We start from the raw sequence: 26024 nt of genomic DNA, 5'->3' as shown, positions 1-26024 counted from the left end.
TTATGCCAGGAAATACCAAATTACAAAACTCCCAGTGCAACAACTGGACGGAGCAACACGACGCATACTGTTTAGAAAATAAAATCGCCCCCGCCGCCAAACTCCTGTGGCAGTGGCTAGTACGCCAGGGAATTGGCGATGAAGTTGAACCAGATTTAGCCGAGTTCAACGAGTGGGTGAAAAAGCACCGGGGCAAAGGCTACACCAGACCAACACTCAAAAATGCCCTAGCCCAACTCGTTGACCTGAGAGTAGTCCAGTTAGTCAAACAATTTACGTGGCGAATTGTCCGAATAGTTACACGACCCTTGGAATGGCTCAAGCCGAAAAAAAATTATCAAAACCGACAAGAAACTTTCACTTCACAACCCTCAAACCCGCAATCAGTCGAGCAACCCCCTAACAGCAGCAGCAGCAATTCTTCTACTAGTGCAGCCGCGAAAGAGGAGATACTCGCAGTTTGTGCAGAAGCTGGTATCTTTTATCACCCTGAAAAACCAGCAAAAGTATTTAGCTACTCGCTTGATGATGTGCTGTCAGCTATTGGTGTGTACAAACTGCGATCAGCTGTCGAGCGAATATTCAACCCTCCCGGCTGGTTGATTGAGTGCTTACAGTGGCGCTACTGGGAAGACTGGGGATTAGGAACATGAAACACCAGCAGCAGCAGCCAACATTGTTTGACTTAGAACAGTACACCACCCCACCAACAATTAATAGTGCTTACGATGACACCTGGGATAAACCCAATTCCGTGAGAGACACTGTTCTGGAGCAAACATCCGAAGCGGCAAAACCCGATTCTACTGTTCTGGAGCAAGCAACAACTAACACAACTAAATCTGCTCCAGAACAGTCACATTGGGTAGAAAAGTACACCGTGATTCGGTACGGCAAAGAACATTATTATTACCGTTACCTGTGGATGGACGGCCGGAAGTTGCATCATATTCACATCCCTGGTGGCAATATCAAAAGTGCGATCGCAATTGAGAGAAAGTCAGCAGTTGAAGCTGCAATTGCTGACGGTCAAACTCCCGCAGAAATTAAAAACCTGATCCGCTCCTGGCGTGAGGAAAAGCAATGACTGAAGACAATTACATCGAACCAAGAGAAACCTGTGAATGGCTTTGGCTACCAAGTGGTGAATGCTCCGTTGACGACCCTGAGCAAATGTGTGGTGAATGCCCCAACATTACACAAGAGGAATTGCAATGGCGTTCTGAATGCGTACAAGAACTTCGTGCAGCATGGGATTCGTTGAAAGACTCACCCGCAGAGCTTGAAAAATTTATCTATCAGCTGTGTGAGCGTCGTAACCCCTAGTGTCAAGCATTCTCAATAAGGTATTTTGGGCGATCGCCATTTTTGAGGAGGCTGCTGCTCATGCTGAAAGTATTGATTTTTCGTTAATTTTGATTTTTTATCTCAAAATTTCTATTGAAATGTTGTCTCATTAAGCGTTCTTTGAATACGTAGTGAACATTTTATAAAAAATGCGATCGCAAGAAAACAGGCAGTGCAACCGCTTTTAGTTTATTGCCTTGATTGTAATAAAAATGCGATCGCGTTACTACTCGCAAGTTGCGATCGCACTAGGTCAATATCAGTTTTATGAACTCGCCTATGGTAACAAGCAATTTGGATAAATTTGGTCAACATCATCCCAAGCTTGATTAGCCAATGCTTCTAGCGCCATAGCCAATTGATAAGGGTGGTCATAATTTCCAGCTTGCAAATGACAATAGAAAATTTCGATTCTTAGGAATAACTCAGATTTCATAATGTAGCGATCGCTCCAGCTAAGTCATCATCAGTCACGTCAATGTAGAAAGAAAGCATTCTCAAATCTGTATATCCCATCAGCCTTTGAATGATTCTCAGTGAAACGCCATTCTTGGCCAGATGAGTTGCAAAGCTGCGGCGGCTGGAGTGAGTGCTAAACCCCCTACTCCCTAATCCCGCTCTTTCTACAGCATCTCGGAACATTAAATCGGCGTACCGCAGAGTAATGTGCTTACTAACCTCAGATGCGGTATAGCTGGGTTTGCTGGGAAACATCCATTCTGAGTCAGACTCAGGTTTATAAGCCAGCAAAGCTTCTTTAAGTGTTGAATGTACAGGTACTTGCCGAGTTTTGTGAGTTTTCTTTTTGCCACCTACAGCTTTTCGAGTCCTAGCGCGGAAAGTAATAATTTTTCGGGGAGTACCGTCAGCTTCATAAATATCGCTCACCTTCAGTTGAATGAGTGCGCCCCACCTTTCACCTGTAAACCAAGCCAGATCCAAAAGTAACTTGTATTTTTGAGAACGAATATTTTTTCTAATTTTGGAATATTCAGCCATCGTAAAGACAGATGCTTGTCCATTGCGATTATTTTTCATAAATTATTTTTAGTGTTAGTCACTTCCGGTTTAGTCAACGGCAATGGTTAAACCGGAAGCTTTTGTATTTCAGTTATTAACCAAAGTCTTGTCAATCCTATTCACCACAAAGATTACACGCCATCGGTAACACTTCTGAAATTACATAAAACTGGAAGATTTACTGATTTTCAAATCACGATTACAACGGATTTATTCACTTCAAAATAAATCCGTATGGCATCCCCTACACTCGCTCAAGTTTTTGGAGCAAACGCCACTCAAGATGCTTCTGAAATTACTATCAGTAAAACAGACTTAGCCGCAGTTGGATTAACTGCAAATAGCAGTAATACTGCTGAGAGTTTAGCAGTAGCCATCATCTTGCAAATGGCTACTTATTTAAACGAAACCAATCAAGGAACCAACAGTGACATTCAAGTGACTATTAGTCAATCAGATTTTCAGAGTTTAGTATCTCGAAACAATACTAACTATCGGCAAGTAACTTTTAACATAAACCTACAAACTGTAGACACCTCATTTACTGTTGACCCTGACAACTACTTATAATCATGACTTGTAACCCAGGTGATAAACCAACAGTAATTTATAACTTTAATGGTGGCTCACAACAGAAAATTCAAACACAATTTGCACCTATAGAAGTAAGCACGGGTAACGCTAATAATTCTGGATATCGCATCAGAATAGAATCCTATGCTTATGGCTGGTATGAAAGCTCTTGTCAGTCTGTCGCCGGGGTATTTCCTGGGGATTTTACAACACAGTATGTTCCGTACATTGTTATTACTTTTTGCGACGGGACAGAATATCTACTGCTAGTAAAAGAAGGCGCAACCATTCAATATATTGATGGGGAAAAATGCCCAGGTGACGACTGCAAGATAGAAATTAAAAACGAAAATAACGAAACCGTTTTTATTAATATTGGTGCTTGTCCTTGCAATTTTGAAGTTCTTTGTGCGCGATGTCCAGAAGGACAATGTGAATGTCCTTCGGGTCAATATCCTGGCTATTGCTGTGTTGACTGCGGCGAATTAGCTGGGGAAATAAAGGCAATTAGAAATTTAGTTAAAAATTTAAACAATGGCTGATTCTTGTAGCGAATTAAGAGCAGAAATAGCCGCGCTTAGGGCAGAAATAGCAGCAATACCAAAGGTAAATGAAGAAGCCATTGTTGCCAAGGCTAAATCTGTTACAGAGGCTAGTATTATGCCTCAAATACCACAGATAGCCGCTGCTATCATTGCCAGTAAAATCGCACCAGTTCAAGCAACAGCCGACGCAGCCGAAAAACTAGCAAATAGTAGTATAGAACGAGCTAGGCAAGCACTTGAGAGGGCATATCAAAATGAAAGCGCTATCCGCACAGTAGGAGATATCGCCAAGGGCGCTGATAATACTGCTAAAACCGCACTTGGCAGAGCATTAGAAGCCATCAACAACGCAGCAGCAGCAAATAAAAACGCTTTAAACGCACTTGCAAAGATAGCTAATATTGCAGCTGCTATCGTTGGCATTATTGCCTCACTGGCATCATTAGCAGTCAGCGTTGCCACCTTGCTTACTTTAGGTAGTCGCATTGATGCGGTAGAAGCAAGAGTAGACACTGTGGATGCTGGTCTATCTCAAATATTGGGGTTATTGCCTGGAATAAAAGGTCTAGCGCAACAGGCTAAAAATTCAGCAGACAACGCCAACACTAGAGCATCAAATGCCGAAAGCAGTGCTGATCAGGCGCAAGGCATAGCACGGCAAGCAGTGGGTAAAGCTGATACAGCTATTTCATATAGTGGTGAAGCTATTGCCGAAGCAAATAGGGCAAGCGGTAAAGCCGCCACCGCAGAAGCTAGAGCAGGCAGAGCCGAACAGCTGGCGGTCAACGCTGATGCTACTGCGGCCAGTGCTTTTGACAAAGTAAACAGCGTAAGCAGTCGTCTAGATACGATCATGCCAAAAGTAGATGATGCTGCAAATACAGCCAGGAAAGCATTTGAGCAAGTACAGCGCATTGGTGAACGTATACCACCTATTGAAACTAAAGCCGATAGAGCGCAGGGAACAGCCAACGAAGCATTAGAAAAAATCAATCAACTTTTACGCAATCCGCCCAAAGGTACACCTGGCAGGGATGGTAAAGACGGCAGAGACGGCGTGACTACAGTAATTTATTTACCTGGACAGCCCGGTAAAGATGGTAAAGACGGTTTACCTGGCATACCAGGATTAACAGGAAGACCCGGTAAAGATGGCAGAGATGGTAAAGATGGCAAGGATGGTAAAGATGTGGATGACGCTACAGTAAACAAAATTTTAGGTAAGCTCGATTATCTGGGTTATGCAGTGGCAGCAATCCCCAAACCACTGAACTATGAACAGACAGTCACCGCGGCGGCAACGGGAAACTGTAGAACAACACAACCGGGGGGTTGTTCTAGAAAGATGATGAACGACGCTATTGGCGATATTAACAACAATACGAATAACAGAATAAACGACCTGCTTAATAAATTTAATGCCGGGGCTAATACCGCACAGCTAACACTACTCAATACAATCAATGGCAAACTTGGCCCACAATTACCGGGAGGCATTGCCACAAAACTTATTAATGGCTTCAAGTGGTTGCAAATCGATAGAGCAATAAATTTACTCACGCTTGCAGCTACAATTCATAATGCTTTCATGCTTAGTAATGACATTGGACAAACATTACTTGGAGCGTTAAGCAATGTACTTCAGTTAATAGGATTGAAAGACGACAACGGGCAAGCATTTGATATTGGCTCAGTTATCAATAGCACCGTTGAGAATTTTGTAAAATCCATTGTTGGTGCTGAAAATTACGCAACTATTTCTACAGCTTGGGCGAAAGCTAATATAATTTATCAAGCAACAACCAACGTTATAAATAACTTTACTAACATCGGTCACACAATTATTAATGGATTAGAAATTCTTGGTGGCATGAGCGGCAAGATAGGTAATGCCTTAAGAATTTGGGGTGTAGTTGGTGAAAAAGCCTATCAGTGGTTTAATCCTCAGCCGAATTATCACAGCCGAGTTTTAAATTTCTTTGAGAATGCACAGCAAGGTGCATCAACAATTCAAATGGTTACACAAGCCCCGATTGATGTTGTCAATGCTGTAACTGAATTCAATAATTCCACCACTGAATTAGTCAAAGCAGTCAAAGAAGACCCAGAAAAACCAAAGGGTGTAAATTTACCAGAAGCTGAACAAACTAAAGCCCTACAAGATACTAGTAAAACCATCTCTCAAGGTGCTGTCACAGCATTAGCTGATATCTTCAATGCAAATGAGTAATTTATGCCACTACCAGAAAACTTTGGCACTTTTGAACATTTCCAAAACGTTTATCGTCAGCAATTTAATAGACAAGTTTTAGAGTATTTCAAAGACTTGGGTGACTCTTGGGAACCTGAAGTTAATACCCCTAGAGGTTCATTGCGTGTTGCTTGCACCATGACCGATGAAGATTCAGCCCCGGTCATGGCTATGAGGCATAAACTTTTTTATGATGTATTGGGTTATGGACGGGCTAATTTAGCCATTCTTTACGGTAGCAATGATGAGTTTGAACCACCTGTTAGTGGCCATCCAAAAATTTGTTTTTACTTTAGTCAGGATGCTGAATCAGTACCAAACAATGAAACACGATTAGATGCTGAGTATAGCTTTAGATTAATATCTGAAACTCAATCAACAATTACTGAATCAAAAGCCAGAACTTTAGCCACAGAAATTAAAAGTTTATTTGTCAGCGGTAGACAAGGAATTATTTTAACTAAAGGTAAAACTCAGTATTTATATTTTCACAAAGAACGTGGTTACAGATTGAGGGTTTACGGCAATACAGAAAGTGATGCCGTAGATATTATCAAAAAGCTATTGCAATTAACTAACACAACCTACGACCAAGATAGGCTGAGTGTAGCAGTTCCTAAACGTTCAAATACCGCTGCCCCAGAAACATACATTGTCTATGGTCAAACCAAAAAGAAAAAGAAGTTTCGCCCAACAGCTAATGTTAGGTTTCGGTATGCCTATATGGAAATTCCGGGCAAGCCAATACCTGTATTTTTGGTAGACACTACTTACCGTTACGGTGGGCTAGTTGCTGTCTGATGCAAAACTGTAATATCACTCCATGATCCAAGGAAACTTTTAAAGTTTCCTAAAACCTAGAACGTCTGTACCTATTGATATAACTGGCATACAGACATTTTTACATTTTAAATATGGCTTCAAGAGTTAAAGGTGTAGAGAATAAACCTCATGTAGTCGGCAGTGGAACTAATGCCATTATTTTGGTTTTACCAGATGTTTATGACGGACTTGGCACTGCTTTGGGAGTAGTCAAGTTAGCTGGTGATCCTCCTGCGGGCGTTCCCTCAACAACAGTTGGACGTGCCATAGCTGAAGGGTTAGTTAGAAAAATCAAAGTTTCGTTTATTCAAAACCTCAAGCGCAGAACTGCAACGCTGATTGTAGCAACAGAAAAATCGACTCAAGCGAGAGCTACATTAACAGGTCAATCGTATCGCTCGAATTTAATCAAAACTGCATATTACCCAACTCACATTACTTTGGGTTAAACCTCACTTTTGAACTGTTGAATCATTAGTTAGACATCAAGATTTAAGTACAAAGAAATGCCAAAACTTACTAAGCTGCTTGCCACTATTGGCACTGTTAAATACGCTTTTTTGGGTACAGATGGGTTATACATTGGTGCAAATGCGACATCTGTAGGTATAACTGAAGCAACCGCAGACGATGAAGATTTACCTAATTATGCTGTCAAAGAACTTTTGCTTAAAGGCATTATCCGACGCGTTACTTGTAGGGTTCGCAAAACTGACGGTAAATCCACCACAATTAAATTGCTCGTAGCCAAAGATAAACTTGCTACTGCATTGGATGAATTAGTAGACAATACAATTACTATTCCTGGCGGTACTAGTGGTGTTATTACTTCTGTTGGCTTTGCACGACGCGTAACTTCTCGTGGCTAGTTGGGATTTAATTGGGGAATTAACTGTTACAAATTCTTGGCAGCTTTTCCCCAATAATGTGATAGCTTCTGAAACTTTTCGCATTACTACTACAATCCAAAATTTGGATGATTGGAACATTTGGAAGTTTAAAAGCGCTGCTTACTTAATCTTTCATTATCCTAATAGTGATGCTTCTTTGCCTTATTACATTAAGGTACGAGATTTCCCAACAATTTATGAGTTTCGGATTCCAGAGCCTTTAATTTCTGAAGGCTACATTATCCGAACGCCAGCAATTATTAGAGCATCAAAATATTTACCACTGACACCCAATCAAAACTTTGCTCAGTGGAATTTAAAATTAGAAGCTTGGCTTTAAGTAAATGATTAATAATCCACCTAGTATTGCAATTCCTGTATTTGATAGTTGCATTCATTTAGATAAAGAGCTTACTGCTAATGTTCCTGTAGTGATATTAAAAGCTAACACTGCTAGAAAATATGCTCTTTTAATGAATGTTTCACCTGTGGAAATTCTTTTAGTGTTTAGTGAGCTTGATAAAGTAGCTAACAAAGGAATTTCAATCAAACCCGGTGGTAGCTACGAAATTAATTTTAATAATCTCTATATTGGAACAGTTTGTGCTGTTTCTAAATTTGCGGCTAAAGTTTCTTTTACGGAGTGTGTTGAATAATGGCTTTATATAATCCTGCCAGCGTTACTGTACTTGAATCAACAAGTAGCACTTCTACACCAAGCAGTGTCAGCGCCTCTACAACCAGCATCACGATTTTGGCTTCTAACAGTAACCGCAAAGGCGGGACTATTTGGAATAAAAGCACCGCTAATCTTTATATTGAGTTTGGTGTTACTGCTTCTGCAAGTGCCTTTGTTGCTATATTAGCGGCTGGTGGCTATTACGAAATTCCATTCAGTTACACTGGTGCAATTTCTGGTATTTGGGATGCTGCCAACGGTAATGCTTTAGTACGAGAACTAACATAATATGCCTTTAACTAACCCCAACAATACAGCACTACAAAAAAATTATAATTTAAGCGATTTAGCTGATGCTGCTATTGCTTGGGCTAATTTAGGCGCTAGTCAATCGTTAGCAGCTAATTCTGGTTGGATAAAATTACCCAATGGGTTGATTTTACAATGGAGACGTTTTACTGTTCCCACTCAACAATTTACAGGCGGAACAATATATAACTTTGATATTACTTTTCCTGTTTCGTTTAACACGGTTTATCAATGTGTTGGCTGCCAAAATACTACGATGCCAGCAACTTTTTTCATGAATCTGATTTTTGATAGTTTAACGAACAGTAAAGTCACAGCCAAAATTGTCTACGAAACTACTTTAGCTAGTGCAAGTCCCAATTTTACAGTATTTGCTATAGGTCTTTAATATGTACTACGTTAGTTTTGATGAAAATAACCGAATCAATGGTTTTTTTAATGACCAAATCAATAGCCTGATTCCTGAATCGGCTATTCAAATCAGCAATGATAAATGGCAGGAATTAAGCTCGAATCCTGAGCAGTATATACTGGAAAACGGGCAGATTATTTTAGCTGCATCTCAGCCACAATCAACGGTTGCGCCTCAAATCAATTGGGCTGAATTCAATAGGAGTATGCAGGCTAATGCTGCGTACAATCAATTTATTTCTGATGCTACTGATAAAGATGCTGTACGTAGACTTGAGACTTTAGCAATTAGTTTAGGTGTGACTAATCGCCAAGATTTCAATCTTGATGATTTGAAATTATTGTGGAATCTTGTTTTGCAATCGACAGAAAATCACCCTTTGGCATCTGCTGTTGATCAATGGAATGAAATCGCCAAAAACTGCTATATGCCTTTTGAATTTATACAAGATGGCTCTATGACAAGCAGAGTACCATCAGAACAAGTATGAAAATTGACGCTAATAATGCTGTAACTGTTTTTACTCTTATATTTATGATTGTTGGTGGTATATACAGACTTGCTCAAATAGAAGCCAACATAAATTCAAAAATTAAAGCAGTAGAGACGAATGTCTTAAAAGAAGTTGATCAACTTAGAGATAATGTTATTGATAGGCTTTACACGGTTGAAAAAAAACTAGATGTTCACTTGACTGAGTATCAAGGAAAAAAAGAACACTACGATTACCGTATCCACGATTTTGATCAACGGCTAGAACATAAGTTTAAACGGCTAAGGGGTTTAATTAAACAGCTGGCCGGATTCCTTACTAAGGAGTCTGGGTTTGTTCTTCGGGATGATGAATATTAATTATTCCTGGGAATGCTGAAATAAGCGATTACCAACATAAAAATATGAATCAACGAACATTAGACAGGCTTACAGCTATTTTTGGATCTGTTGCAGTTGCCTCCAGTACATTAGGCAATGCTGGAGTAATTGGTTCCGGTTGGGCGCAAACCATAGCCGCTGTTTCATCTGCGCTAACTGTGGTCTTAGCCAGAATGCCAGCACAGCAGCCCGCCGCTGATCAGCAAGTTCAACCTAAATAAATCTGTGGGGAATATGACTCAGCACACATTAGAGCAGTATTTCAACCTTCACCAAGGGAAAGCTATTGATTTTTCACTGAGGGCAGAACATCGGGATGGCGGCTGGCTGTTCTACATTCATCCTCAGAACGTTAACGGCGAAACTTGGGATTTTAAGGTCAACGGGAACCAATTAACAAATATTGTTCCTGGAAAAGAGCAAGAACGCGATCGCAGTTAGGTCACTGGGGATTCTCCTGAGAGGGGGAAGCAAGAGGAAAGTATGAAGTGTGAAGGATGAATTACATTTCAATGACGACTTTACCGAAGTGGGCGGCAGTTTTGAGGTAATGATAAGCTTCTGGGGCGGCGGTGAACGGAAACACTAAATCAATGATGGGGAAGATTTGATGTTGAGATATTGCTTGATTCATAGTTTCAAACATTTCTCGGCTGCCTACATAAATTCCTTGCACTGTGAGATTTTTAAATAGTATGGGCATGGGATCAATCTCACTACCTCTTCCTGTCAACACACCGATTAAGCTAACACGTCCGCCAATTCTGACTGCTTGTAATGATTGTGGTAAAGTACCTGTACCGCCTACTTCGACTACATGATCTACACCAACGCGATTGGTTAACTCGTAAACTTGCTTTTCCCAATTGGGTGTAGTTTTGTAGTTGATAATTTCATCAGCACCCAGTTTTTTTGCTTGTGCTAATTTCTCATCGCTGCTGGAAGTAATGATGACTCTCGCGCCGTGAAGTTTGGCAAACTGAAGGGCAAATATCGAAACTCCGCCAGTACCCAGCAACAATACGGTATCATTGGCGCTGATGTTTCCTTTCGTCACTAAAGCGTGCCAAGCTGTAACAGCAGCACAGGGTAAAGTTGCCCCTTCGGTGTAGGAAAGGTGATCTGGTAAAATAACCAGCCCATCTTGGTGTAGCACAACGTACTCAGCCAGCATTCCGTCGATACCGCCACCCAAGTCAGACTTCATTTTCTCTCTGGTTAAGGAACCGTAAATCCAATCTTGAAAGAAAATTCCGGCGACGCGATCGCCTTTTTTCACCCGCGTTACACCTTCACCCACGGCGACAACTTCCCCCGCACCATCAGACATGGGAATTAAGGGATATTTCAACCCAGAACCATAGCTTCCCTCAGCTACCAGTAAGTCACGATAATTCAGCGATGTTGCTCTTATCTTAATAAGAACTTGTCCAGCTGCGGGTTGGGGTTGCGGACGTTCAACTAGCTTTAAAGCATCAATTCCTGCATTGCTTTGAATTTCGTAAGCTTTCATAAACTTGCACCATCATCAAATTAATAAATAATTCCTAGTACAAATTCTCCTTGATTTACCGCCTGATTAGTACCAACATCAAAAATCAATCCATCGTGTTCAGCATATACATCAATCAGTTTAGGCAATTGGTTTTCTTTGTTAAAACTGATAATTTGATAAAGCCTATCTCCAGCTTGAACTACAGTACCTAATTCGACTCTAGATTGAACCATACCGCCAGCGATCGCATAATATTTAGTTCTGTTACTGCTATGGAAAATAGCCATCACATGGTTTTCTATTTGTTGTTGATGAAAGTTAGCAGTTTTTAATACCCCTTTCTGCAATAAATAATTTTTCACCCCTTGAACACCTTTAGCAACAGAATGCGAATTTATCTGCATTCCTGCGCCTAGTTCCAGTGTATAAGCTTCAATATCAAATTTGATTTTTCTGCCTAAACTGTCAAAACAAGCTTCTAATGCTAACCAGGGTTTGATAAATGCTTCATCAAAAGCATCCCCATCGTATTTATCGAGTAATATGCCATAATCGAGCAAAAAGAATTTTGCACTATCTTGGCGATCGCGAAAATAATATATATAGTCTAAACCTTGATTTGTCGAACTGTGTAAATCAATTAGGTAATCTGCATCTAAACAAAGACTTTGGAGTTTGTAGCTAAATTGATCTGTGTAAGGTAAACTACTCTGCGAATTAATTATTTTTAAATTTTTAGCAAATTGATTTTTGATTTGACTCAGATAATTTTGTTTAATGACTTCTGGCTCAAACAGCAGTTGAGATTTAGCAAATTCTTCTAAATCTTCAGCTTCTTTTTCATAATCCCAAAAAATCCGGTTCCAGTCTCTAGCTTCGTAAACACAGTGTCTACCTGGAGAAAAATGTTGAGCGCGTTCATTTGTCCCCATTGGATTACACACCGGAACTAGCCAAATTTCTCCAATTAAATCAGCCTCATCTATGGTGAGTAAAAATTCAATTAATTGGTGAATAACAGCGTTACCAGAAATTTCTGCACCGTGTAAGTTAGATTGAATATAAACCTTTTTGCCTGGGTGAGCGCCAATGAATTTGTAAACTTGTAAATATAGGCGATCGCCAGAGGCCATTTGCCGTAAGAACATGGTTTCAATCTGTGGAATCATGGCAAAAATTTGATGCTGATTTAGTTTTGATATAAAAATGTTGGATGAAAGCGCAAATATCTTTCCTGCATCTTCACCCAACTCACTATTAATATATTTTTTGAGTTGAAAACACACTAAGTTCCCGGTAAACTTCGCAATTGTTCACCTAAATGAGTGCGATCGGCTAAAGTGTGCAACAATGGCCCGTGCGAAGTAAATTCTACAATACTCACAGAACCCACTGGGCAGTCCAAGCGATAACGAAAACGTCCGACATCAATACCTAGCAAACTGCACAGCATAATTCTAATAGTGGCTTTGTGAGACACAACTAAAACATTGCCATCATGGTAAAGATGCTTAATTTCTTCAATTACACCCATCGCGCGGGAAGCAATTGTAATAGCCATTTCTCCATCTGTTGGTGCATACCAAGCCGGATCTGCTGACCAGCGAATATAATCATCGTGATATTCTTGGCTAATAGTTTTTGGGGTTTTGCCTTCCCATAGTCCGTAGTTGATTTCTTTCAAACCATCGCGCAGTTGTGGTTCCATCCCGATAGCTGTACACAAAGGTTTGGCTGTGGCTATGGTTCGCCGCATTGGACTAGAAAAAATCGCTGTCCAAGCAAGAGACTTGTATGTATTTGCAAAAGCCTCAGCCATATCATAACCTTCTGGGGTAAGTTCCGAGTCTATGGAACCACAAAAAGCATTATTGCGACTGCATTCTGTCTGTCCGTGACGGAGAAAATAGATAGATAAGCTCACGGTTAATTCTCGCTAATATTTAAGCAGTATTAAATAATGCTTGGTTTATGGATTGTTTAAGGGCATACTATCACAGCTATCTAATTCGCTGCTGACTTAATATATCCAAATTATGGTAATGGTAAATAAACTATACAGTCTTGATATTCATTATCTTCTGAAGCTAAAGCGACTAATATTAATTCTTCGATGTTTTCACCAATACTTAAATTTGGATTGAGAATAAAAATTCCTGGTATGTGACGATTAGCTGCAATGTGATCAGCTAAATGTACTGGCATGGAAGTACGGTTGTTTGTCACTAAAATAAAATTACTTTCCTCACACTAACAGAGAATTTCTGGGTCAAGAGTTCCTTTCGATGGTGTTCCTGGTTCTCCTACTACCTGGATAACAATCTCAGGTTCTTTTAGTTTAATTTGATTTGGATATAGAGGATTGACATTTTCATCAATCAGATATCTCAGCGTCATGTATTTATTTTTTTGCTTGTCTTTCTGCTCGGAGTTGGCGGAGTTTTTCTGATACGGGTGGGGGATTAAGTCGCTGTTGTTCTCTCATTTTATGACCATGTTCTAGCCAGTTTTTCATGTAAGCGCTAACAATTTCTTTGTTTTGCAAATAGTAAAGAATAGTTGCATATACTTGTTCTAAAGAAATTGATTGATATGTTTGGGCAATGTCCTCTGGAGAACGTCCAAAATCAAGATATTCATAAAGAATATTTTCAATTCCTATTCTTGAGTTTTTCAGTCTAATATCTCCAGGAGAAAGAAAGTTGAAATATTCGGCAATGTCTTTAGATATAAGTTGACCTATCTCTAGAGTTTTACTGTTCATAAATTTGAAACGATGAATATCAAAGAGTCGGGAATTAACAGCTTAGATTAATTATAAGTGAATGGATTTTGTTTACCGCCGAAACCAAGAGCGAAGCCAACGCCACAAGCGACGCAACCACGCCCAAAAACTACGGCGAGAAACTACAGGCATTTTTGGTTGAGAAAGACGCTCAATTGCATCGTTGCAAAGTTGCACATTAGCATCGATTCCGATTTTTAGATACAGTTCACGCGCATTGCGATAAGCACCAAGCGCGTCTGATTCTCGGTTGACTTTTTCTAAAGACAAACCTAAATTAACCCAGAAATTTGCTTTCCCTCGAATATTGCCAATTTCACGAAATACCTCCAAAGACTGTTGGTAGAACTCTATTGCTCGTTGGTATTGTCTTAGGGAGCGATAAACATTACCTAAATTGCCTAAAGAAATCGCCTTGCCATTGCGATCGCCTATATTGCTATATAACTCCAAAGAAATCTGGAAAAACTCCATTGCCCGTTTGTACTGCTCTAACCCGTAGTAAGCACAACCCAAATTCGTCAAGGAATGTGCTTCATCTTGACTACAGCCTATTTCCTTAGCTATGCCTAAAGACTTCTGGTTAAAATCAATTGCCTGTTGGTACAGTCCCACAGAGCAGTAGACTTGACCTAAATTGTTTAAACAAACTCCTTCTTTTTTGCGATGACGTATATCTTGAAATATTGTCAAAGCCTGCTGATAGAACTCAATTGCCTGTTGGTACTGTTCTAAGTGGGCATAAACACTGCCCAAACTAATTAAAGATTTACCCTCACCATGATAATCGGCTATCTCCCTAAATATTTTCAAAGACTGCTGGTGGAGTTCAATCGCCTGTTGGTATTGCCCTAAGCAACTGTAACCGATGCCCAAATTGCCTAAGGTAGTTCCTTCTTTTGTAAGATCACCGATTTCCCTAAATATTGTCAAAGACTCCTGGTGGAAATCAATTGCCCGTTGGTACTGTCCCAAGGCATTATAAGCGCTACCCAAATTACTTAAGGCAGTACTTTCGCCATTGCGATCGCCTATTTCCTTAGCTATTTCCAAAGATTGCTGGTGAAACTCAATCGCTCGTTGGTATTGTCCCAAACAATAGTAAGCAACGCCTAAGCTAGTGAAAGCAGATCCATAACTCCAGTTTGCTCTCTGACAGGTTTTTTTCCAAGCTGCTATCCACTGTCCCCATAAGTCAATTTGCTCTGTGTAATAGCCCTGCAAGCTCAAAAAATCATTGCAAAACTGTAATACATCAAATGCCAAGCGATAGTTTTCTAGTTGACACCAGTGATAAAAAATTTCTAGATATTCTTGAATATCATCTTTAGTCTGCCAAGGTTTTTGTTTAACATTTAAAAGATAGTAATTAATAGCTTGTTGATGCGCCTGTGTCCGATCAGCAGCTTTATAGCGCACATACTCTAAAACTACTGGCTGAAATTCAAAGCGTCGCTTACCATTAAGCTTTTCTGTTAACAAAGAACGCTTCACCAGATTCCGTAATTCTGCTTCAATTTCTGGTTGTGAATTTCCCGGCAACACTGCTACTGTTGCGGTGCTGTCAACCGCACCACGATACACACTAATATTCTGCAATAAAGTCTTTTGTAACTCACTCAATCTATTAAAACTGGCATCCAACACCAAAACCATCCCCACGTTTTCTCGGCGATGGATACCTACCACTTGGGGATCTGTCAACAACTGCTGCAAATTGCCTAAGCCTAAATCTGCTAATCTTTTTAAATCGGGGTCTTGTGAGTATTCTTCCTTTAATAAGTCTGCTACCAATCGCAACAGTAGGGGATGCCCATCTACTAATTCGACAAACTCGGCTAAATCTCCGCGAATGCCTAATGCAGTTAACAGTGCTACCCCTTCATCTACTTGTAAACCTTTCAGGGGTAGCCACTCAAAGCCTTTTAATTCTGGTCTTTCTCTGGTGGTGACTAGCACCTTACTATTACCACCAAATTCCACCCATGTTTGGAAAAAGTCACCGTAAAATAGACTTCCCCACTGTCTATCAGGTTGTAATACGCTTTCCAAGTTGTCAATGATGAGTAAAAATTGCCCAGAACGCAAGCACTTAACTAATGCTTCCACTAACTGCACTTCTTGTTCTGGAACCCGAAAGCCAAATTCTGTTAATACTTGTGTGGCTAAATCGCTAAAACCTGCCCCATTACTGACATCAGCCCAAAATCGCTTAGGGAAACCCGTAATTTCATCATAAATTTTAGCAGCCAGCATGGATTTACCTGTGCCACCAATGCCTTCTATACCGATTAAGAAGGTGTTTTCATCAGTTAACCATCCCTGGATTTGAGCGTATTCTTCTTTTCGTCCTTGCCAATAAGCCAAACTTTTACCGGGATTCCCTGCTTTGAGAACCCCCGGTGATTCTGCTTTGGTACTGCTTTCAATATGAACAACCGTTTGCAGCTGCTCTGTGGTTAAATAGACATTATTTGGTGTGATGGAACCAATTTGAATTAGTTTGCTCTCATCTTGAGCAGTTCCCTCTAATTTTATGATGTTTGGATTATTGGGATTTGGTTGTTCCGTCATATTTAGTCAGCAGATAGACAAATTTTGCTGGGTGTTGATGTTTGGAACTCGGAACTTGGTGTTTGGAACTCGGAATTTGCTGTGCGGAACTCAAAACTTGATGCTTAGAACTCGAAATTTGGTGTTTGGCACTCGAAAGTTGGTGTTTGGCACTCGGAATTTGGTGTTGCTAAGTGAAAATCTTAACAAACCTCACGCAGAGACGCAGAGGCGCAGAGGTTAAGAGAATTGAGAGTAACACTCCGCGCCTCTTTGCGTTACCCTTGCGCCCCTTTGCGTTTAAAAACTCACTTCATTAGCTTCAATAGCTTCAATTTTTCCGACTTGTTTCACTGTACTTTGGTCGTAAGCATTGGCACTCATCTGAATATTGTCTCCTGAGTTTTCCGCCGATGCTTGCAATATCTTGGCTATCTCTTGTGCCAGTGTTGTATCAGCATCTAATATTTTTTTGAGTTGCACTTGCAGAACTGTTTGTAAATCTTTGTCTTCTGGATTCTCGGCTACATCAGCAGCAGATTCTTTAGCGGCTTCTTTTGCTTCTACTTTGGGTTGTAATTTCCCCCAAATCGCTTTGGCTTTATTCCATACATCTTCGCCGACTTTCTGAGATGCGCCTTCTACAACTTTACCACCTACATTCAGCAAATATGGTAAACAGGGAGCTATAAATTTGACAATTAAGGCGATATCCATTTCATTTTCAGTGATTATTATGGTTATTTATATAAGGTTATGTCAGGTCATTTTGCATCTATGAAGACAATTTTAAGCATCACTTAACCTTAGAGATAGAGCATAAGGAATAGGAAATGGGGCAATAATTTATGTAATTAATTCTGTCTAGTTACTTGTAGCTAAATAAAATCTAGCTATTGTTAGATGTGATCATCTGCCAAAACGCTATAGTCTACAACTGTTGAGCAGAGAGATTCGCTTGTGGATGCCATAGTAAAACGATCGCACACACTCAAACAAGTCTTGGTTGATTTTGTCCTAGATGCGGAAGGTGAACTAGCGCAAGCACTGGAAGTTTACGCTGCTGCACAGATGCGTCGTGGTAATAGCGATAGTACGCAACAAGACTTAATTATTGACAGTTTTATTACAGAAGGGAAAGTTGGTGATAACTCACCAATAGATTTATTTATCGCTAGTAATGTAGATTTATCAGATAGCGATCGCAATTTACTTCATAGCTGGCATCATAGTTTTATGGGCTTATTTACCATCACCCAAATTCTACCTGATGGCTTAGAACTCATGAACTGGCTGACAGCTAAACATTACACTGTCCTGACAGCTAAAAATTATATTGTCAAGTCTAACAGTCCTGAAAAACAACCAGCCATATCTCGTTTTAAGCCTGGAGATATCTTATTAACACGTATTTCTCCCCTTACGGACAGTGAATGGACATTTTCTGGCCCTCACACATTTCTGGGTAAACTCGGTAAGCCAAAACTCGCCGTCGCCATTGGCAATTTTAAAGATAATTATAAAAGTCATCTTTACAGCGATGCTCCCGACTTGCTAGAAGAAGCATGGCAGTCAGTAGAGCAATATCATCAGCAGTTTGTTGACTTTTTTGGTAGTGATGAAATCACTTTACCAGGATACCAACTAAATAAAAAAATCGCTGAATTTCAAGAAATCATCAGTGAGAAATACCTCAAAGCCGCCGGACTTGACACTTCCAAATCTTTAGATGAAATAGTGGCGAAAGCTGGTATTGGTGCAGACGAAATTACCGCTGCTGCTCAAGAATTTGGTGTTGATACTAACGCAGTTTCTCAAATGCTGAACGGTAAAAACGGCAAGCAAAAAATGGTTGCGCCTAAAGTCGATTTACCTGCTGATTTGCGCAAAGCCGAACAAGTCACAGCCATTTCTCATCCCCGCTGGGGATTGATGTTTTTACCAACATATACTAAATTCAAAACTATATTATTAGCTGATGATTGGCAAAGTATTGAGGGTGCAGAAAAACTAATTCGTCACTATTTGGAAGATAAAAGTGTTAATGCTTATATCTGGCATCGGTTAGCACAAAAATATCCCAATCAATTAGAAAAAGTCTTGCAAGATTTTTTGCAACGTCCTGAGTTTAACCTGAATAATGACTTAGATAAACTCTTGCAAGAATTTGGTAAACCTATCGAGCCAGAGTTACCAGAAATTGCCAGTGTGCCTTTACATCTGCATAACTTATTTCAAGAAGCACTTGCAGAAGTTAATAAATCTAAACCCAAAGGTAAGGGACAAAAACAAGCAGCGAAAGGTTTTCAAAGAGGTTAGGTTAACATTAATTGCATCTCAAATCCAGGCAACACATCTTCTCCAGAAAGAATGGCTGGCATTTGTATGATTTCGACAGGTTTTCCTAGTCGATAAATTTCTACTTGGGCATCTTGATAATTAATTAACCATCCCAAACGCAAACCATTTTCCATATATTCCTGCATTTTCTCTTGGAGAGATTTGAGCCTATCTGTTTGGGAACGGAGTTCAATGGCAAAATCAGGTACAAGTGGCGGGAATTTTTGGCGCTGTTCTGGTGTTAAAGCTTCCCATCTTTCCAATTGTACCCAAGCCGCATCAGGGGAGCGTTTTGCACCATTCGGCAGGATAAAGATAGTTGAAGAACTAAAAACTTTGCCTAATTTAGCTTGTCGATTCCAGATTTCTAAATCAGTTATTAGTCCAGCTTCTTGATTTCCGCTTTCTCCTCCTACTGGTGGCACAATAATTAATTCTCCTGCTGCACTCATTTCCAGGTTTAAATCACGATTCGCAAGACACAATTGATAGAATTGCTCATCACTTAAATGAGCTATCGGTTCTAGATTGAGAACCACAGTATTCATTTAATCTCTCCTCGTGTCTTTTTAACTAGCATTAGTTACCTTTAGTTAAAGTTTAGCAGTGGTGAATACTAATCAAATTTCTTGTAGGTTGGGTGTAACGAAGTGGAACCCAAAACCAATGTTGGGCTACGCTACGCTCCACCCAACCTACAGTAATTGTAAGTAAATCTGGAATTTTCGCTGTAGAGGTTGAATTTTATATTGTATAACTTGATATAAGTTTTCAGGGCGGCAATATGGCTAACTTAAATCGCATTTTATTTATCCAGGATACAATTCTTAAACAAGAACCAGTGCAATCAAGTCAGTTGCCAAGCACTAAACAACAAAATATTCCGATTGGTACGCTACTTGTACTTAAGTCTTACGAAATACCTGCCATCAATTCTGATCACTATAAACTGGCTTTAGAAGATATTCAATTTAAAGGTTTTAGTAGTAACTGGTTTGCTTTCGCTAAACACGCCAAAATTATTCAAGATGCCATTAATCCTGTAACGACTATTCACGCGATCGCCACGAAACAACAAACAAAGGATACAGTAAAAATTACTGTAGATCGCCAAAGTGTCGGTAATCAACAAGGTTTTCTGAAACTGGTGTTTAATGCAGACACCATTATTAAACGTCAACCTGTAGATTCTAAGGTACTTAATGATCAATCCAAGCAAGTAATCCCAGCAGGTACAGAATTAATTTTGTTCACCGACAAGCCAGACACTAATAATATTGTTAAATTTGCCCTTCAGGACAGTCATGTGAAATTTAGCTTGAAAGATATTGAATTTAAAGGTTTCTCAAAAGATTGGTTTGTTTTTACCCAACACGTTGGTATTCAACGTGTGGACTAATTTGTAGAGATGTTGCAATGTAACATCTCTACAAATTAGAACAATCTCCAAGTCAGTTGGATAATTTACACTCAGCACTCAGCACTCAGCACTCAGCACTTATCTTTGCGTTGACACAGTTAATACCTGCGGTGGTGTAGCATCGGGGGGATAAAGAAAATCTACTTCTACTAATCTGCGATCGCTTGCTTTCATATTCAATACTACCAATGGTTCTCCAGGTTGACCCCGCTTCTGGACTAAATGCACAAACTTGGTTTGTGGCATACCTTTATCATCTTTGTAACGTACCCGCACACTTCCCCGAAAGAATGTTTGCTTTGCTGGGGTACTAAAAAAGCGTAGTCCAGGTTTAACTAACTGATCTTCTTTAATTGGGGTTTGCATAGCCACAGCCACGGTTCGGGGAGTAGAAGTATTGTTGTATAACGGCAACTTCAGGTTGTATTGAATGCCATAGTTGCCATGTGCGCGATATGCAGTGTCGGGATAACGCGCTAACATCGGCGCACTCTGAATTTGATTAGTTCCTAAAGTACCACCATGCAAGGTGCTAAGAGCGTAAGAAACAGCTTGTCCAGGCTGGGGAATGGTCAAAAATCTGGCTTTGGGATTATCTACTATAAATGCTCTCCAAAAAGAACCACCGACAACCCCAGCCACACGACCGTAAATTCTCGGCTTACCAGTTTCTTCTAAGGGAGTAGGCGTTTTATCTCTTGGCGTGGACAAATCGCCGTTATCTAATAAATTTTGCCACTCCTCTAAAGTCGGCGCACGTTCACTACCATCAGGATTATCCTTGGCGAACATCGCTAAACTAGCAGCGTAGACTGTACCATTACTCCGCAAGCGCATTAAGGTAGAGCGACCATTTAAAGGCGGTGTTAATCCTTGCACAGGAATAGGGAGATTTAGTAACATCTGACTCTGTTTAGGTGCAAGGACAATTTGCGCTGGGAAGATTGATTGTCGCCGTCCTCTCAGGATATCAGACATGACGCGATCGCCCGGCCCCGCAAATACTTTACCTAAAGTATCTTCGACAAACGGTGGTAACTCAATAAATGGTGCATCTGGTTGGCTTAAATAACTTGCTGCTTGTAATACATTGACGGTGACTGGTTGGTTAGTTGGGTTATGCAAAATTATACCGAGATAGAGCGATCGCAAATTTTCTGGTGGGTCAGCCTTAGCGACATGGTGAGCAAAAATATCAAATCTTCCCCGGAAAGGATAATTCAAATGCGCCGTTGGTACTTTTTTACCTTCTCCGGGAAAAGTAGAGAGTAAAATCCCTTCTTTCAATACCAATTCTGGACTGTTGCTATTAAAAGTTGGCACTGAATCTAACTGTCCTGGTAAAGGTAAAACTTGTTGTTGTTGAACAACTTCTTCTGGCGGTGGCGTGGGAGGTGTTGCTTGGGCAATCAGTAAACTGAGTAAAAATGACAACATATACTTAGGTGACTATTTTCCTAAAAGACGCACACCATTTTATGCGAGTGCCAAATTGTTAATAATTAATAAGAAGTCGGCAAGAATAGCCAACAAATTTTCTTGATTTAAAATTGGAACGTGAACAAATATACAACAAGTTTTCAGTTGATATTGCTGTAGATAGTCGAGAACTACATAATAAAGACCTTCGCAAACAAATTTACCGCAGTCATTACTAATATCAGTTGCTACTGTTCCCGAAACTAATTTTTCCAGATTAACTACCGTCGGCAAAAAAATTTTTCCTTGATTAGCACCCACCTCCACACTTAATCGCTGGCGACTGGCCGCCATCCCACAACAGATAATGTAATCTGGTTCCAACTCCTCGATTTTTTGAATTACCCAAGAACTAGCAAGCATCACATCTACAGGTAACAGACGCAGAAATTTTAAATCGTGGGGGAGCGAATCAACTTTACTCACTTCTTGTAATAAATCATCCGATGAATTTGACAGTTGATCATTTAACCAAGTGTCAAAAGAAGTTAATAGAAATCTTTTCTTCATTAGAATTATTATTTAGAATAGAAAAACCCTCCATAATTAATTTACAAGGAGCCGGTCAATGCCAGTTATTGCAGTCGTAGATTACGACATGGGAAATTTGCACTCTGTCTGTAAAGGCATAGAAAAAGCTGGGGCAACTCCGAAGATTACAGATTCTGCTAAAGAGATATCATTGGCAGATGCGGTACTATTGCCAGGAGTTGGTGCATTTGATCCCGCAGTGCAACATTTACGAGAACGGAATTTAGAACAACCAATTAAAGACGCGATCGCATCTGGTAAACCTTTCTTAGGAATTTGTTTAGGATTGCAAATTCTATTTGAATCAAGTGCAGAAGGAACCCAACCGGGACTCGGAATTATTAAGGGAAAAGTCCGTCGATTTCAGCATGAACCAGGAATTACAATTCCACACATGGGGTGGAATCAACTGGAATTGACTCAACCAAAAAGCATTTTATGGGAGCATTTACCAGCGAACCCTTGGGTTTATTTTGTACATTCCTATTATGTTGACCCAACAGATCCGCAAGTTCGGGCTGCAACTGTTACCCACGGTACTCAAACCATCACAGCAGCCATCGCCAAAGAAAACCTAATGGCAGTGCAATTTCACCCGGAAAAATCCTCTAATATAGGATTGCAAATCCTGTCTAATTTTGTTTCTCAAGTTCGTGAACAAATTGCAGCATAGGGTTTGTGCTTTGTCATTTGTCTTTTGTCATTTGTTTAGTTACAGACTAATGACTAATGACCAGTGGCTAATGACCAATGACCAATAATCATGAGTTTGAGAATTTACGGCAAACGTCCGATTAAAACTTTACCAGGGAAAGAAACCAGACCCACAAGCGCACGGGTAAGAGAAGCTGTTTTTAATATTTGGCAAGGCGAAATTGTAGGTTGTCGCTGGCTAGATTTGTGCGCGGGTAGTGGTTCAATGGGCGCAGAGGCTTTGTGTAGAGGAGCAAGCTTGGTGGTCGGAATTGAACAATCAAGCCGAGCCTGTTCGATTATTCAACAAAATTGGCAGCAATTAGCTAACAATGAGCAACAATGGCAGCTATTGCGTGGTGATGTGATTCAGCAGTTAAAAAGTTTGTCAGGAAAACAGTTTGGCAGAATTTACTTTGATCCGCCTTATGCTAGTGGATTATATCAACCTGTTTTGGAAGCGATCGCTGACTATAATTTGTTAGATACCAAAGGTGAAATTGCCGTCGAACATAATCCCCAAGGCTGGACACCACCAGTAATCCCAGATTGGCAAATCTGTCGTCAAAAAGTTTACGGTAACACAGCCCTGACTTTCTACAGAGTTATTGACTCAGCTACAGACAGTGATGAGGATATAGAGTAATCAAGTACGACTCTACTCCTCATCACTCAGCACTCAGTACCTAATTAACCACCCAACTCATTAGGGCGCTTGTATTGCTTATATGCAGCGTAGAAAAGACCAGCGAGAGTCACAACAATTAGACCAAGCACAATACCAGAAAGTAGGGGTTCAACCACTTTAAATCTCCTGTTTGCAATTATTAACTATTCATATCCCGTTTTTGATTTTACCAAATTGCGGCGAATCCCGCTTGCCACACTGTTTCTGAGCAATGACTACTTGTAAGAAGACTGTCATCTGTGCTTGCGGTACAAATCAAGAACTTTTAAGCTATGTGTAGGAAATGAAAAATTTTAGAACACCTACACTTTTACAGCAAACCTTTTGGATAACCAGATTACCAAACCTGAAATTCTGATGCAGCGGATCGCTTTATTGGCTCTAGCGATACTGCTGGCAATCCCTTTGGGCATCTTTGGTGTTCAAATGGTACAAGCCTCAGATCCCTATGTTAAAACCGTTCTTTCCTTAGCTGGAGACCCAGTTCAAGGAAATGCTATCTTTCAAATTAATTGTGCTGGTTGTCATGGTTGGCAAGCAGATGGAAGAGTAGGGCCTAGTTTACAAGCTGTTTCTAAACGGAAATCACGTTATAAGCTAATTCATCAAGTCATTAGCGGTGAAACACCACCTATGCCCAAGTTCCAGCCTAGTCCCCAAGAAATGGCGGATCTTTTGAGCTTTTTGGAAACCTTGTAAAGTCTTACCCTGCCCTCAAAAATGAAGATGTAATTAAAGATGTAGGAAGCAAAAGTTTTCTGCATCTTTAATTTTTGTTAACCATACTTTTAAGATAACTCAGTGCCAATGTAGTTGAATGTGTAAAAATAAATTGCGTGATGATGCGATCGCAGTTGGAATAAAAAATGACAGAAGTTCTCCAAATTGGCAACCGTACAATCCAAGCTAATGAGCTAATACCTTTACTGGCAAGTTATCAAATGCTGCCCCAGCTACAACGGGAATTAATTATCGATGAAGCGATCGCATCTGTAGAATGTACACCAGAAGAAATTACTCGCGCTCAACAGCAGTTTTACACAGAAAGACAGTTAAAAACTGATGCTGACATCAAAGCTTGGATGGCGTATCACGGTATAACCGCAGATCAATTAGAAGCAGTCACAATTCGGAAGCTTAAAATCGAGAAATTCAAAATTGTTACTTGGGGTAGCAAAATCGAATCTTTCTTCTTTCAAAACAAAGCCAAGCTGGATAAAGTAATTTATTCTCTGCTACGCACTCAAGATATTGGACTTGTTCAAGAACTTTACTTTCGGCTGCAAGCAAAAGAACAATCATTTGCAGAATTAGCCAAAGAATACTCCCAAGGGCCAGAAGCCCAAACTGGTGGGTTAGTTGGCCCCGTTGAACTACAAGCAATTCATCCGGGAATGGTGCAGTTGTTATCTAGCAGCCAACCCGGTCAAGTCTTACCCCCAGCCAGAATAGCCGAATGGGTTGTTATTCTACGGTTGGAGAAATTTATCCCAGCCCAACTAGATGAACCAATGAAAGCAAGATTGTTGAATGAACTTTTTGAAGCTTGGCTACAAGAACAGCAAAGGCAAATACAGCAATAGCCATCTTTACAAAGGTAAATATTGAATGCGGTTTTTTAATTCTTCAATATAAGCAGCTTGAGCAATAATTTCTAAATCACGCACACAATCACCAACAGAAACTCTTAGTTTATGAGCATCAATAACACCAGGAAAATCTATTCCTTCATCTTGGCGACGATTAGCTTCAGCTAAAAAATCTTCATCTTGGGAAAACAACACTCGCTCAAGTTCCGTTGCTCGATCAAGTATGAGAGGATCTGGGAAACCAGTCCGCTGATCTTCTTGTACTGTTACTACATCTACACCCCGCATTCGTAGTCCAACGGTAATCGCTCGATGGACGTTTTCATCTATGTAAATAGCGAGGCTCATTTAATCAATCCTTCTGCACGGAGTCTTTGAGCTAATGGTGATTCTCCGGCTTCTAAACGTAATCTTTCTGCGTACTCCAAACGTCGCTGCATATCAGCATCAATTTCTGCTTTATGTTCCCAGTAATAAGCTAAAGCTGAATAAATCTGACTCATACTCAGATGTGGATACTGAAAATGTAATTCTTCGGGACTCCAACCATAAGCATGGATAGAAGTCACTAATTCCACAACTTTCATCGAAGTTCCCTGGATGAACGGCACATTATGTTCATCAATCAAGATATGTTTATATTCAGTAGCAGTTGTTTGATTCATAATCTCTCAAACGCTCAAATCCATACATAGTCAATAGTTTAAAACCATTGACAATTGACCATTGA

General features: G+C 40.1%; 40 protein-coding genes. 24 read left to right on the top strand and 16 right to left on the bottom strand.

Features of this window, described 5'->3' with window-relative positions; genetic code table 11:
- Positions 1 to 2 precede the first annotated feature (2 nt).
- Genes ACMX3D_RS09150 through ACMX3D_RS09135 form a run of 4 tightly spaced genes read left to right on the top strand, consistent with a single transcriptional unit; the run spans position 3 to position 1460 of the window.
- Positions 3 to 653, top strand: coding sequence for a hypothetical protein (locus ACMX3D_RS09150; RefSeq protein ID WP_482751110.1), 651 nt, complete (start codon positions 3 to 5; stop codon positions 651 to 653).
- Complete coding sequence (locus ACMX3D_RS09145; RefSeq protein WP_482751109.1) at positions 650 to 1087, top strand: hypothetical protein; 438 nt, start codon at positions 650 to 652, stop codon at positions 1085 to 1087. Before ACMX3D_RS09150 ends, ACMX3D_RS09145 begins: the two co-directional genes overlap by 4 nt.
- A complete protein-coding gene (locus tag ACMX3D_RS09140; RefSeq protein ID WP_482751108.1) occupies positions 1084 to 1326 on the top strand; it encodes a hypothetical protein in 243 nt (80 codons plus the stop codon). Before ACMX3D_RS09145 ends, ACMX3D_RS09140 begins: the two co-directional genes overlap by 4 nt.
- Positions 1326 to 1460, top strand: coding sequence for a hypothetical protein (locus ACMX3D_RS09135; protein ID WP_482751107.1), 135 nt, complete (start codon positions 1326 to 1328; stop codon positions 1458 to 1460). The genes ACMX3D_RS09140 and ACMX3D_RS09135 overlap by 1 nt, the downstream gene beginning before the upstream one ends.
- A gap of 164 nt (positions 1461 to 1624) precedes the next feature.
- Here the strand turns inward: ACMX3D_RS09135 and ACMX3D_RS09130 are convergent, their stop codons facing one another.
- The gene (locus ACMX3D_RS09130) at positions 1625 to 1783 is read right to left on the bottom strand and encodes a hypothetical protein (RefSeq protein ID WP_482751106.1); all 159 of its coding nucleotides are present in this window, start codon (positions 1781 to 1783) and stop codon (positions 1625 to 1627) included.
- Complete coding sequence (locus ACMX3D_RS09125) at positions 1780 to 2385, bottom strand: tyrosine-type recombinase/integrase (RefSeq protein ID WP_482751105.1); 606 nt, start codon at positions 2383 to 2385, stop codon at positions 1780 to 1782. The genes ACMX3D_RS09130 and ACMX3D_RS09125 overlap by 4 nt, the downstream gene beginning before the upstream one ends.
- Before the next feature lie 216 nt (positions 2386 to 2601).
- On the opposite strand from ACMX3D_RS09125, the gene ACMX3D_RS09120 reads away from it, so the two are divergent.
- From ACMX3D_RS09120 to ACMX3D_RS09055, 14 genes are all read left to right on the top strand, one after another.
- The gene (locus ACMX3D_RS09120) at positions 2602 to 2937 is read left to right on the top strand and encodes a hypothetical protein (RefSeq protein WP_482751104.1); all 336 of its coding nucleotides are present in this window, start codon (positions 2602 to 2604) and stop codon (positions 2935 to 2937) included.
- Positions 2938 to 2939: 2 nt separating this feature from the next.
- Positions 2940 to 3482, top strand: a complete 543-nt coding sequence (locus ACMX3D_RS09115; RefSeq protein WP_482751103.1) for a hypothetical protein — start codon at positions 2940 to 2942, stop codon at positions 3480 to 3482.
- Positions 3475 to 5715 carry a hypothetical protein gene (locus ACMX3D_RS09110; RefSeq protein WP_482751102.1) on the top strand — a complete coding sequence of 747 codons (2241 nt, stop codon included), beginning with the start codon at positions 3475 to 3477 and terminating at the stop codon, positions 5713 to 5715. Before ACMX3D_RS09115 ends, ACMX3D_RS09110 begins: the two co-directional genes overlap by 8 nt.
- 3 nt (positions 5716 to 5718) lie before the next feature.
- Positions 5719 to 6537, top strand: a complete 819-nt coding sequence (locus tag ACMX3D_RS09105) for a hypothetical protein (RefSeq protein WP_482751101.1) — start codon at positions 5719 to 5721, stop codon at positions 6535 to 6537.
- Positions 6538 to 6650: 113 nt separating this feature from the next.
- Positions 6651 to 7007 carry a hypothetical protein gene (locus tag ACMX3D_RS09100; protein ID WP_482751100.1) on the top strand — a complete coding sequence of 119 codons (357 nt, stop codon included), beginning with the start codon at positions 6651 to 6653 and terminating at the stop codon, positions 7005 to 7007.
- A gap of 57 nt (positions 7008 to 7064) precedes the next feature.
- A complete protein-coding gene (locus ACMX3D_RS09095; RefSeq protein ID WP_482751099.1) occupies positions 7065 to 7427 on the top strand; it encodes a hypothetical protein in 363 nt (120 codons plus the stop codon).
- Positions 7420 to 7788 carry a hypothetical protein gene (locus ACMX3D_RS09090; RefSeq protein ID WP_482751098.1) on the top strand — a complete coding sequence of 123 codons (369 nt, stop codon included), beginning with the start codon at positions 7420 to 7422 and terminating at the stop codon, positions 7786 to 7788. Before ACMX3D_RS09095 ends, ACMX3D_RS09090 begins: the two co-directional genes overlap by 8 nt.
- A 4-nt stretch (positions 7789 to 7792) precedes the next feature.
- Entirely contained in the window at positions 7793 to 8104 is a 312-nt protein-coding gene (locus tag ACMX3D_RS09085) for a hypothetical protein (RefSeq protein WP_482751097.1), read from the top strand.
- Entirely contained in the window at positions 8104 to 8415 is a 312-nt protein-coding gene (locus ACMX3D_RS09080; protein ID WP_482751096.1) for a hypothetical protein, read from the top strand. Before ACMX3D_RS09085 ends, ACMX3D_RS09080 begins: the two co-directional genes overlap by 1 nt.
- 1 nt (position 8416) lies before the next feature.
- Positions 8417 to 8824, top strand: coding sequence for a gp53-like domain-containing protein (locus tag ACMX3D_RS09075; RefSeq protein ID WP_482751095.1), 408 nt, complete (start codon positions 8417 to 8419; stop codon positions 8822 to 8824).
- Between the two features lies 1 nt (position 8825).
- Positions 8826 to 9338 carry a hypothetical protein gene (locus ACMX3D_RS09070; protein ID WP_482751094.1) on the top strand — a complete coding sequence of 171 codons (513 nt, stop codon included), beginning with the start codon at positions 8826 to 8828 and terminating at the stop codon, positions 9336 to 9338.
- Entirely contained in the window at positions 9335 to 9700 is a 366-nt protein-coding gene (locus ACMX3D_RS09065) for a hypothetical protein (RefSeq protein ID WP_482751093.1), read from the top strand. Before ACMX3D_RS09070 ends, ACMX3D_RS09065 begins: the two co-directional genes overlap by 4 nt.
- A gap of 44 nt (positions 9701 to 9744) precedes the next feature.
- Entirely contained in the window at positions 9745 to 9942 is a 198-nt protein-coding gene (locus ACMX3D_RS09060) for a hypothetical protein (RefSeq protein WP_482751092.1), read from the top strand.
- A gap of 13 nt (positions 9943 to 9955) precedes the next feature.
- On the top strand, positions 9956 to 10162 hold the full coding sequence (locus ACMX3D_RS09055) for a hypothetical protein (RefSeq protein WP_482751091.1): 207 nt from the start codon (positions 9956 to 9958) through the stop codon (positions 10160 to 10162).
- A gap of 61 nt (positions 10163 to 10223) precedes the next feature.
- Here ACMX3D_RS09055 and ACMX3D_RS09050 read toward each other — a convergent pair whose 3' ends face one another.
- The 8 genes from ACMX3D_RS09050 to ACMX3D_RS09015 all read right to left on the bottom strand — a co-directional run bounded on the left by ACMX3D_RS09050 (position 10224) and on the right by ACMX3D_RS09015 (position 17271).
- Entirely contained in the window at positions 10224 to 11234 is a 1011-nt protein-coding gene (locus ACMX3D_RS09050; protein WP_482751090.1) for a zinc-dependent alcohol dehydrogenase family protein, read from the bottom strand.
- Between the two features lie 20 nt (positions 11235 to 11254).
- Positions 11255 to 12385: a succinylglutamate desuccinylase/aspartoacylase family protein gene (locus ACMX3D_RS09045; RefSeq protein ID WP_482751089.1), complete on the bottom strand. Its 1131-nt coding sequence runs from the start codon at positions 12383 to 12385 to the stop codon at positions 11255 to 11257.
- Between the two features lie 116 nt (positions 12386 to 12501).
- Complete coding sequence (locus tag ACMX3D_RS09040) at positions 12502 to 13140, bottom strand: histidine phosphatase family protein (RefSeq protein WP_482751088.1); 639 nt, start codon at positions 13138 to 13140, stop codon at positions 12502 to 12504.
- Between the two features lie 110 nt (positions 13141 to 13250).
- Positions 13251 to 13421, bottom strand: coding sequence for a hypothetical protein (locus ACMX3D_RS09035; protein ID WP_482751087.1), 171 nt, complete (start codon positions 13419 to 13421; stop codon positions 13251 to 13253).
- Between the two features lie 45 nt (positions 13422 to 13466).
- The gene (locus tag ACMX3D_RS09030) at positions 13467 to 13613 is read right to left on the bottom strand and encodes a hypothetical protein (protein ID WP_482751086.1); all 147 of its coding nucleotides are present in this window, start codon (positions 13611 to 13613) and stop codon (positions 13467 to 13469) included.
- 4 nt (positions 13614 to 13617) lie between these two features.
- Positions 13618 to 13980, bottom strand: a complete 363-nt coding sequence (locus tag ACMX3D_RS09025) for a DUF433 domain-containing protein (protein ID WP_482751085.1) — start codon at positions 13978 to 13980, stop codon at positions 13618 to 13620.
- Positions 13981 to 14052: 72 nt separating this feature from the next.
- Positions 14053 to 16575 carry a tetratricopeptide repeat protein gene (locus ACMX3D_RS09020; RefSeq protein WP_482751084.1) on the bottom strand — a complete coding sequence of 841 codons (2523 nt, stop codon included), beginning with the start codon at positions 16573 to 16575 and terminating at the stop codon, positions 14053 to 14055.
- Positions 16576 to 16854: 279 nt separating this feature from the next.
- Entirely contained in the window at positions 16855 to 17271 is a 417-nt protein-coding gene (locus ACMX3D_RS09015) for a hypothetical protein (RefSeq protein WP_482751083.1), read from the bottom strand.
- Positions 17272 to 17514: 243 nt separating this feature from the next.
- On the opposite strand from ACMX3D_RS09015, the gene ACMX3D_RS09010 reads away from it, so the two are divergent.
- A complete protein-coding gene (locus tag ACMX3D_RS09010) occupies positions 17515 to 18873 on the top strand; it encodes a hypothetical protein (protein WP_482751082.1) in 1359 nt (452 codons plus the stop codon).
- Here the strand turns inward: ACMX3D_RS09010 and ACMX3D_RS09005 are convergent.
- On the bottom strand, positions 18870 to 19442 hold the full coding sequence (locus ACMX3D_RS09005; protein ID WP_482751081.1) for a Uma2 family endonuclease: 573 nt from the start codon (positions 19440 to 19442) through the stop codon (positions 18870 to 18872). The two genes, ACMX3D_RS09010 and ACMX3D_RS09005, sit on opposite strands and share 4 nt — an antisense overlap.
- A 236-nt stretch (positions 19443 to 19678) precedes the next feature.
- Between ACMX3D_RS09005 and ACMX3D_RS09000 the strand changes: the two genes are divergently transcribed.
- The gene (locus tag ACMX3D_RS09000; protein WP_482751080.1) at positions 19679 to 20293 is read left to right on the top strand and encodes a hypothetical protein; all 615 of its coding nucleotides are present in this window, start codon (positions 19679 to 19681) and stop codon (positions 20291 to 20293) included.
- Positions 20294 to 20392: 99 nt separating this feature from the next.
- Here ACMX3D_RS09000 and ACMX3D_RS08995 read toward each other — a convergent pair whose 3' ends face one another.
- Together ACMX3D_RS08995 and ACMX3D_RS08990 are read right to left on the bottom strand one after the other, a co-directional pair.
- Positions 20393 to 21751 (bottom strand): DUF3370 domain-containing protein, encoded by a 1359-nt coding sequence (locus tag ACMX3D_RS08995; RefSeq protein ID WP_482751079.1) that lies wholly within the window; start codon positions 21749 to 21751, stop codon positions 20393 to 20395.
- A gap of 39 nt (positions 21752 to 21790) precedes the next feature.
- Positions 21791 to 22303 carry a pyroglutamyl-peptidase I family protein gene (locus ACMX3D_RS08990; RefSeq protein WP_482751078.1) on the bottom strand — a complete coding sequence of 171 codons (513 nt, stop codon included), beginning with the start codon at positions 22301 to 22303 and terminating at the stop codon, positions 21791 to 21793.
- Positions 22304 to 22361: 58 nt separating this feature from the next.
- Here ACMX3D_RS08990 and hisH point away from each other — a divergent pair, with 58 nt between their 5' ends.
- Together hisH and rsmD are read left to right on the top strand one after the other, a co-directional pair.
- Positions 22362 to 22997, top strand: a complete 636-nt coding sequence (gene hisH, locus ACMX3D_RS08985; protein WP_482751077.1) for an imidazole glycerol phosphate synthase subunit HisH — start codon at positions 22362 to 22364, stop codon at positions 22995 to 22997.
- A 90-nt stretch (positions 22998 to 23087) separates the two neighbouring features.
- Entirely contained in the window at positions 23088 to 23663 is a 576-nt protein-coding gene (gene rsmD / locus ACMX3D_RS08980; RefSeq protein ID WP_482751076.1) for a 16S rRNA (guanine(966)-N(2))-methyltransferase RsmD, read from the top strand.
- Between the two features lie 44 nt (positions 23664 to 23707).
- Here the strand turns inward: rsmD and petG are convergent, their stop codons facing one another.
- Positions 23708 to 23821, bottom strand: coding sequence for a cytochrome b6-f complex subunit V (gene petG, locus ACMX3D_RS08975; RefSeq protein WP_010995538.1), 114 nt, complete (start codon positions 23819 to 23821; stop codon positions 23708 to 23710).
- A 208-nt stretch (positions 23822 to 24029) separates the two neighbouring features.
- On the opposite strand from petG, the gene ACMX3D_RS08970 reads away from it, so the two are divergent.
- Entirely contained in the window at positions 24030 to 24404 is a 375-nt protein-coding gene (locus ACMX3D_RS08970; protein WP_482751075.1) for a c-type cytochrome, read from the top strand.
- Between the two features lie 167 nt (positions 24405 to 24571).
- On the top strand, positions 24572 to 25288 hold the full coding sequence (locus ACMX3D_RS08965; protein ID WP_482751074.1) for a peptidylprolyl isomerase: 717 nt from the start codon (positions 24572 to 24574) through the stop codon (positions 25286 to 25288).
- 6 nt (positions 25289 to 25294) lie between these two features.
- Here ACMX3D_RS08965 and ACMX3D_RS08960 read toward each other — a convergent pair whose 3' ends face one another.
- Positions 25295 to 25642: a DUF5615 family PIN-like protein gene (locus ACMX3D_RS08960; protein WP_482751073.1), complete on the bottom strand. Its 348-nt coding sequence runs from the start codon at positions 25640 to 25642 to the stop codon at positions 25295 to 25297.
- The gene (locus ACMX3D_RS08955; RefSeq protein WP_482751072.1) at positions 25639 to 25959 is read right to left on the bottom strand and encodes a DUF433 domain-containing protein; all 321 of its coding nucleotides are present in this window, start codon (positions 25957 to 25959) and stop codon (positions 25639 to 25641) included. Before ACMX3D_RS08955 ends, ACMX3D_RS08960 begins: the two co-directional genes overlap by 4 nt.
- Positions 25960 to 26024 lie beyond the last annotated feature (65 nt).

This window comes from Anabaena sp. TISTR 8404 (assembly GCF_056847745.1).
Note: the sequence above shows the minus strand (reverse complement) of the source record. Positions and strands in the feature narration are given on the sequence as shown.

What these genes read in the sequence shown, in the direction of transcription:
- ACMX3D_RS09050 (WP_482751090.1), bottom strand. Translation starts at nt 11,234, where the DNA reads ATGAAAGCTTACGAAATTCAAAGCAATGCAGGAATTGATGCTTTAAAG.
- ACMX3D_RS09115 (WP_482751103.1), top strand. Translation starts at nt 2,940, where the DNA reads ATGACTTGTAACCCAGGTGATAAACCAACAGTAATTTATAACTTTAAT.
- ACMX3D_RS09140 (WP_482751108.1), top strand. Translation starts at nt 1,084, where the DNA reads ATGACTGAAGACAATTACATCGAACCAAGAGAAACCTGTGAATGGCTT.
- rsmD (WP_482751076.1), top strand. Translation starts at nt 23,088, where the DNA reads ATGAGTTTGAGAATTTACGGCAAACGTCCGATTAAAACTTTACCAGGG.
- ACMX3D_RS09030 (WP_482751086.1), bottom strand. Translation starts at nt 13,613, where the DNA reads ATGACGCTGAGATATCTGATTGATGAAAATGTCAATCCTCTATATCCA.
- ACMX3D_RS08960 (WP_482751073.1), bottom strand. Translation starts at nt 25,642, where the DNA reads ATGAGCCTCGCTATTTACATAGATGAAAACGTCCATCGAGCGATTACC.
- ACMX3D_RS09070 (WP_482751094.1), top strand. Translation starts at nt 8,826, where the DNA reads ATGTACTACGTTAGTTTTGATGAAAATAACCGAATCAATGGTTTTTTT.
- ACMX3D_RS09025 (WP_482751085.1), bottom strand. Translation starts at nt 13,980, where the DNA reads ATGAACAGTAAAACTCTAGAGATAGGTCAACTTATATCTAAAGACATT.
- ACMX3D_RS09085 (WP_482751097.1), top strand. Translation starts at nt 7,793, where the DNA reads ATGATTAATAATCCACCTAGTATTGCAATTCCTGTATTTGATAGTTGC.
- ACMX3D_RS09075 (WP_482751095.1), top strand. Translation starts at nt 8,417, where the DNA reads ATGCCTTTAACTAACCCCAACAATACAGCACTACAAAAAAATTATAAT.
- ACMX3D_RS09080 (WP_482751096.1), top strand. Translation starts at nt 8,104, where the DNA reads ATGGCTTTATATAATCCTGCCAGCGTTACTGTACTTGAATCAACAAGT.
- ACMX3D_RS09110 (WP_482751102.1), top strand. Translation starts at nt 3,475, where the DNA reads ATGGCTGATTCTTGTAGCGAATTAAGAGCAGAAATAGCCGCGCTTAGG.
- ACMX3D_RS09145 (WP_482751109.1), top strand. Translation starts at nt 650, where the DNA reads ATGAAACACCAGCAGCAGCAGCCAACATTGTTTGACTTAGAACAGTAC.
- ACMX3D_RS09130 (WP_482751106.1), bottom strand. Translation starts at nt 1,783, where the DNA reads ATGAAATCTGAGTTATTCCTAAGAATCGAAATTTTCTATTGTCATTTG.
- ACMX3D_RS09000 (WP_482751080.1), top strand. Translation starts at nt 19,679, where the DNA reads ATGGCTAACTTAAATCGCATTTTATTTATCCAGGATACAATTCTTAAA.
- ACMX3D_RS09035 (WP_482751087.1), bottom strand. Translation starts at nt 13,421, where the DNA reads ATGCCAGTACATTTAGCTGATCACATTGCAGCTAATCGTCACATACCA.
- ACMX3D_RS08995 (WP_482751079.1), bottom strand. Translation starts at nt 21,751, where the DNA reads ATGTTGTCATTTTTACTCAGTTTACTGATTGCCCAAGCAACACCTCCC.
- ACMX3D_RS08990 (WP_482751078.1), bottom strand. Translation starts at nt 22,303, where the DNA reads ATGAAGAAAAGATTTCTATTAACTTCTTTTGACACTTGGTTAAATGAT.
- ACMX3D_RS09005 (WP_482751081.1), bottom strand. Translation starts at nt 19,442, where the DNA reads ATGAATACTGTGGTTCTCAATCTAGAACCGATAGCTCATTTAAGTGAT.
- ACMX3D_RS09120 (WP_482751104.1), top strand. Translation starts at nt 2,602, where the DNA reads ATGGCATCCCCTACACTCGCTCAAGTTTTTGGAGCAAACGCCACTCAA.
- ACMX3D_RS09150 (WP_482751110.1), top strand. Translation starts at nt 3, where the DNA reads ATGCCAGGAAATACCAAATTACAAAACTCCCAGTGCAACAACTGGACG.
- ACMX3D_RS09055 (WP_482751091.1), top strand. Translation starts at nt 9,956, where the DNA reads ATGACTCAGCACACATTAGAGCAGTATTTCAACCTTCACCAAGGGAAA.
- ACMX3D_RS08955 (WP_482751072.1), bottom strand. Translation starts at nt 25,959, where the DNA reads ATGAATCAAACAACTGCTACTGAATATAAACATATCTTGATTGATGAA.
- ACMX3D_RS09045 (WP_482751089.1), bottom strand. Translation starts at nt 12,385, where the DNA reads ATGATTCCACAGATTGAAACCATGTTCTTACGGCAAATGGCCTCTGGC.
- ACMX3D_RS09105 (WP_482751101.1), top strand. Translation starts at nt 5,719, where the DNA reads ATGCCACTACCAGAAAACTTTGGCACTTTTGAACATTTCCAAAACGTT.
- ACMX3D_RS09065 (WP_482751093.1), top strand. Translation starts at nt 9,335, where the DNA reads ATGAAAATTGACGCTAATAATGCTGTAACTGTTTTTACTCTTATATTT.
- ACMX3D_RS09125 (WP_482751105.1), bottom strand. Translation starts at nt 2,385, where the DNA reads ATGAAAAATAATCGCAATGGACAAGCATCTGTCTTTACGATGGCTGAA.
- ACMX3D_RS09095 (WP_482751099.1), top strand. Translation starts at nt 7,065, where the DNA reads ATGCCAAAACTTACTAAGCTGCTTGCCACTATTGGCACTGTTAAATAC.
- ACMX3D_RS09100 (WP_482751100.1), top strand. Translation starts at nt 6,651, where the DNA reads ATGGCTTCAAGAGTTAAAGGTGTAGAGAATAAACCTCATGTAGTCGGC.
- ACMX3D_RS09015 (WP_482751083.1), bottom strand. Translation starts at nt 17,271, where the DNA reads ATGGATATCGCCTTAATTGTCAAATTTATAGCTCCCTGTTTACCATAT.
- ACMX3D_RS09020 (WP_482751084.1), bottom strand. Translation starts at nt 16,575, where the DNA reads ATGACGGAACAACCAAATCCCAATAATCCAAACATCATAAAATTAGAG.
- ACMX3D_RS09060 (WP_482751092.1), top strand. Translation starts at nt 9,745, where the DNA reads ATGAATCAACGAACATTAGACAGGCTTACAGCTATTTTTGGATCTGTT.
- hisH (WP_482751077.1), top strand. Translation starts at nt 22,362, where the DNA reads ATGCCAGTTATTGCAGTCGTAGATTACGACATGGGAAATTTGCACTCT.
- ACMX3D_RS08965 (WP_482751074.1), top strand. Translation starts at nt 24,572, where the DNA reads ATGACAGAAGTTCTCCAAATTGGCAACCGTACAATCCAAGCTAATGAG.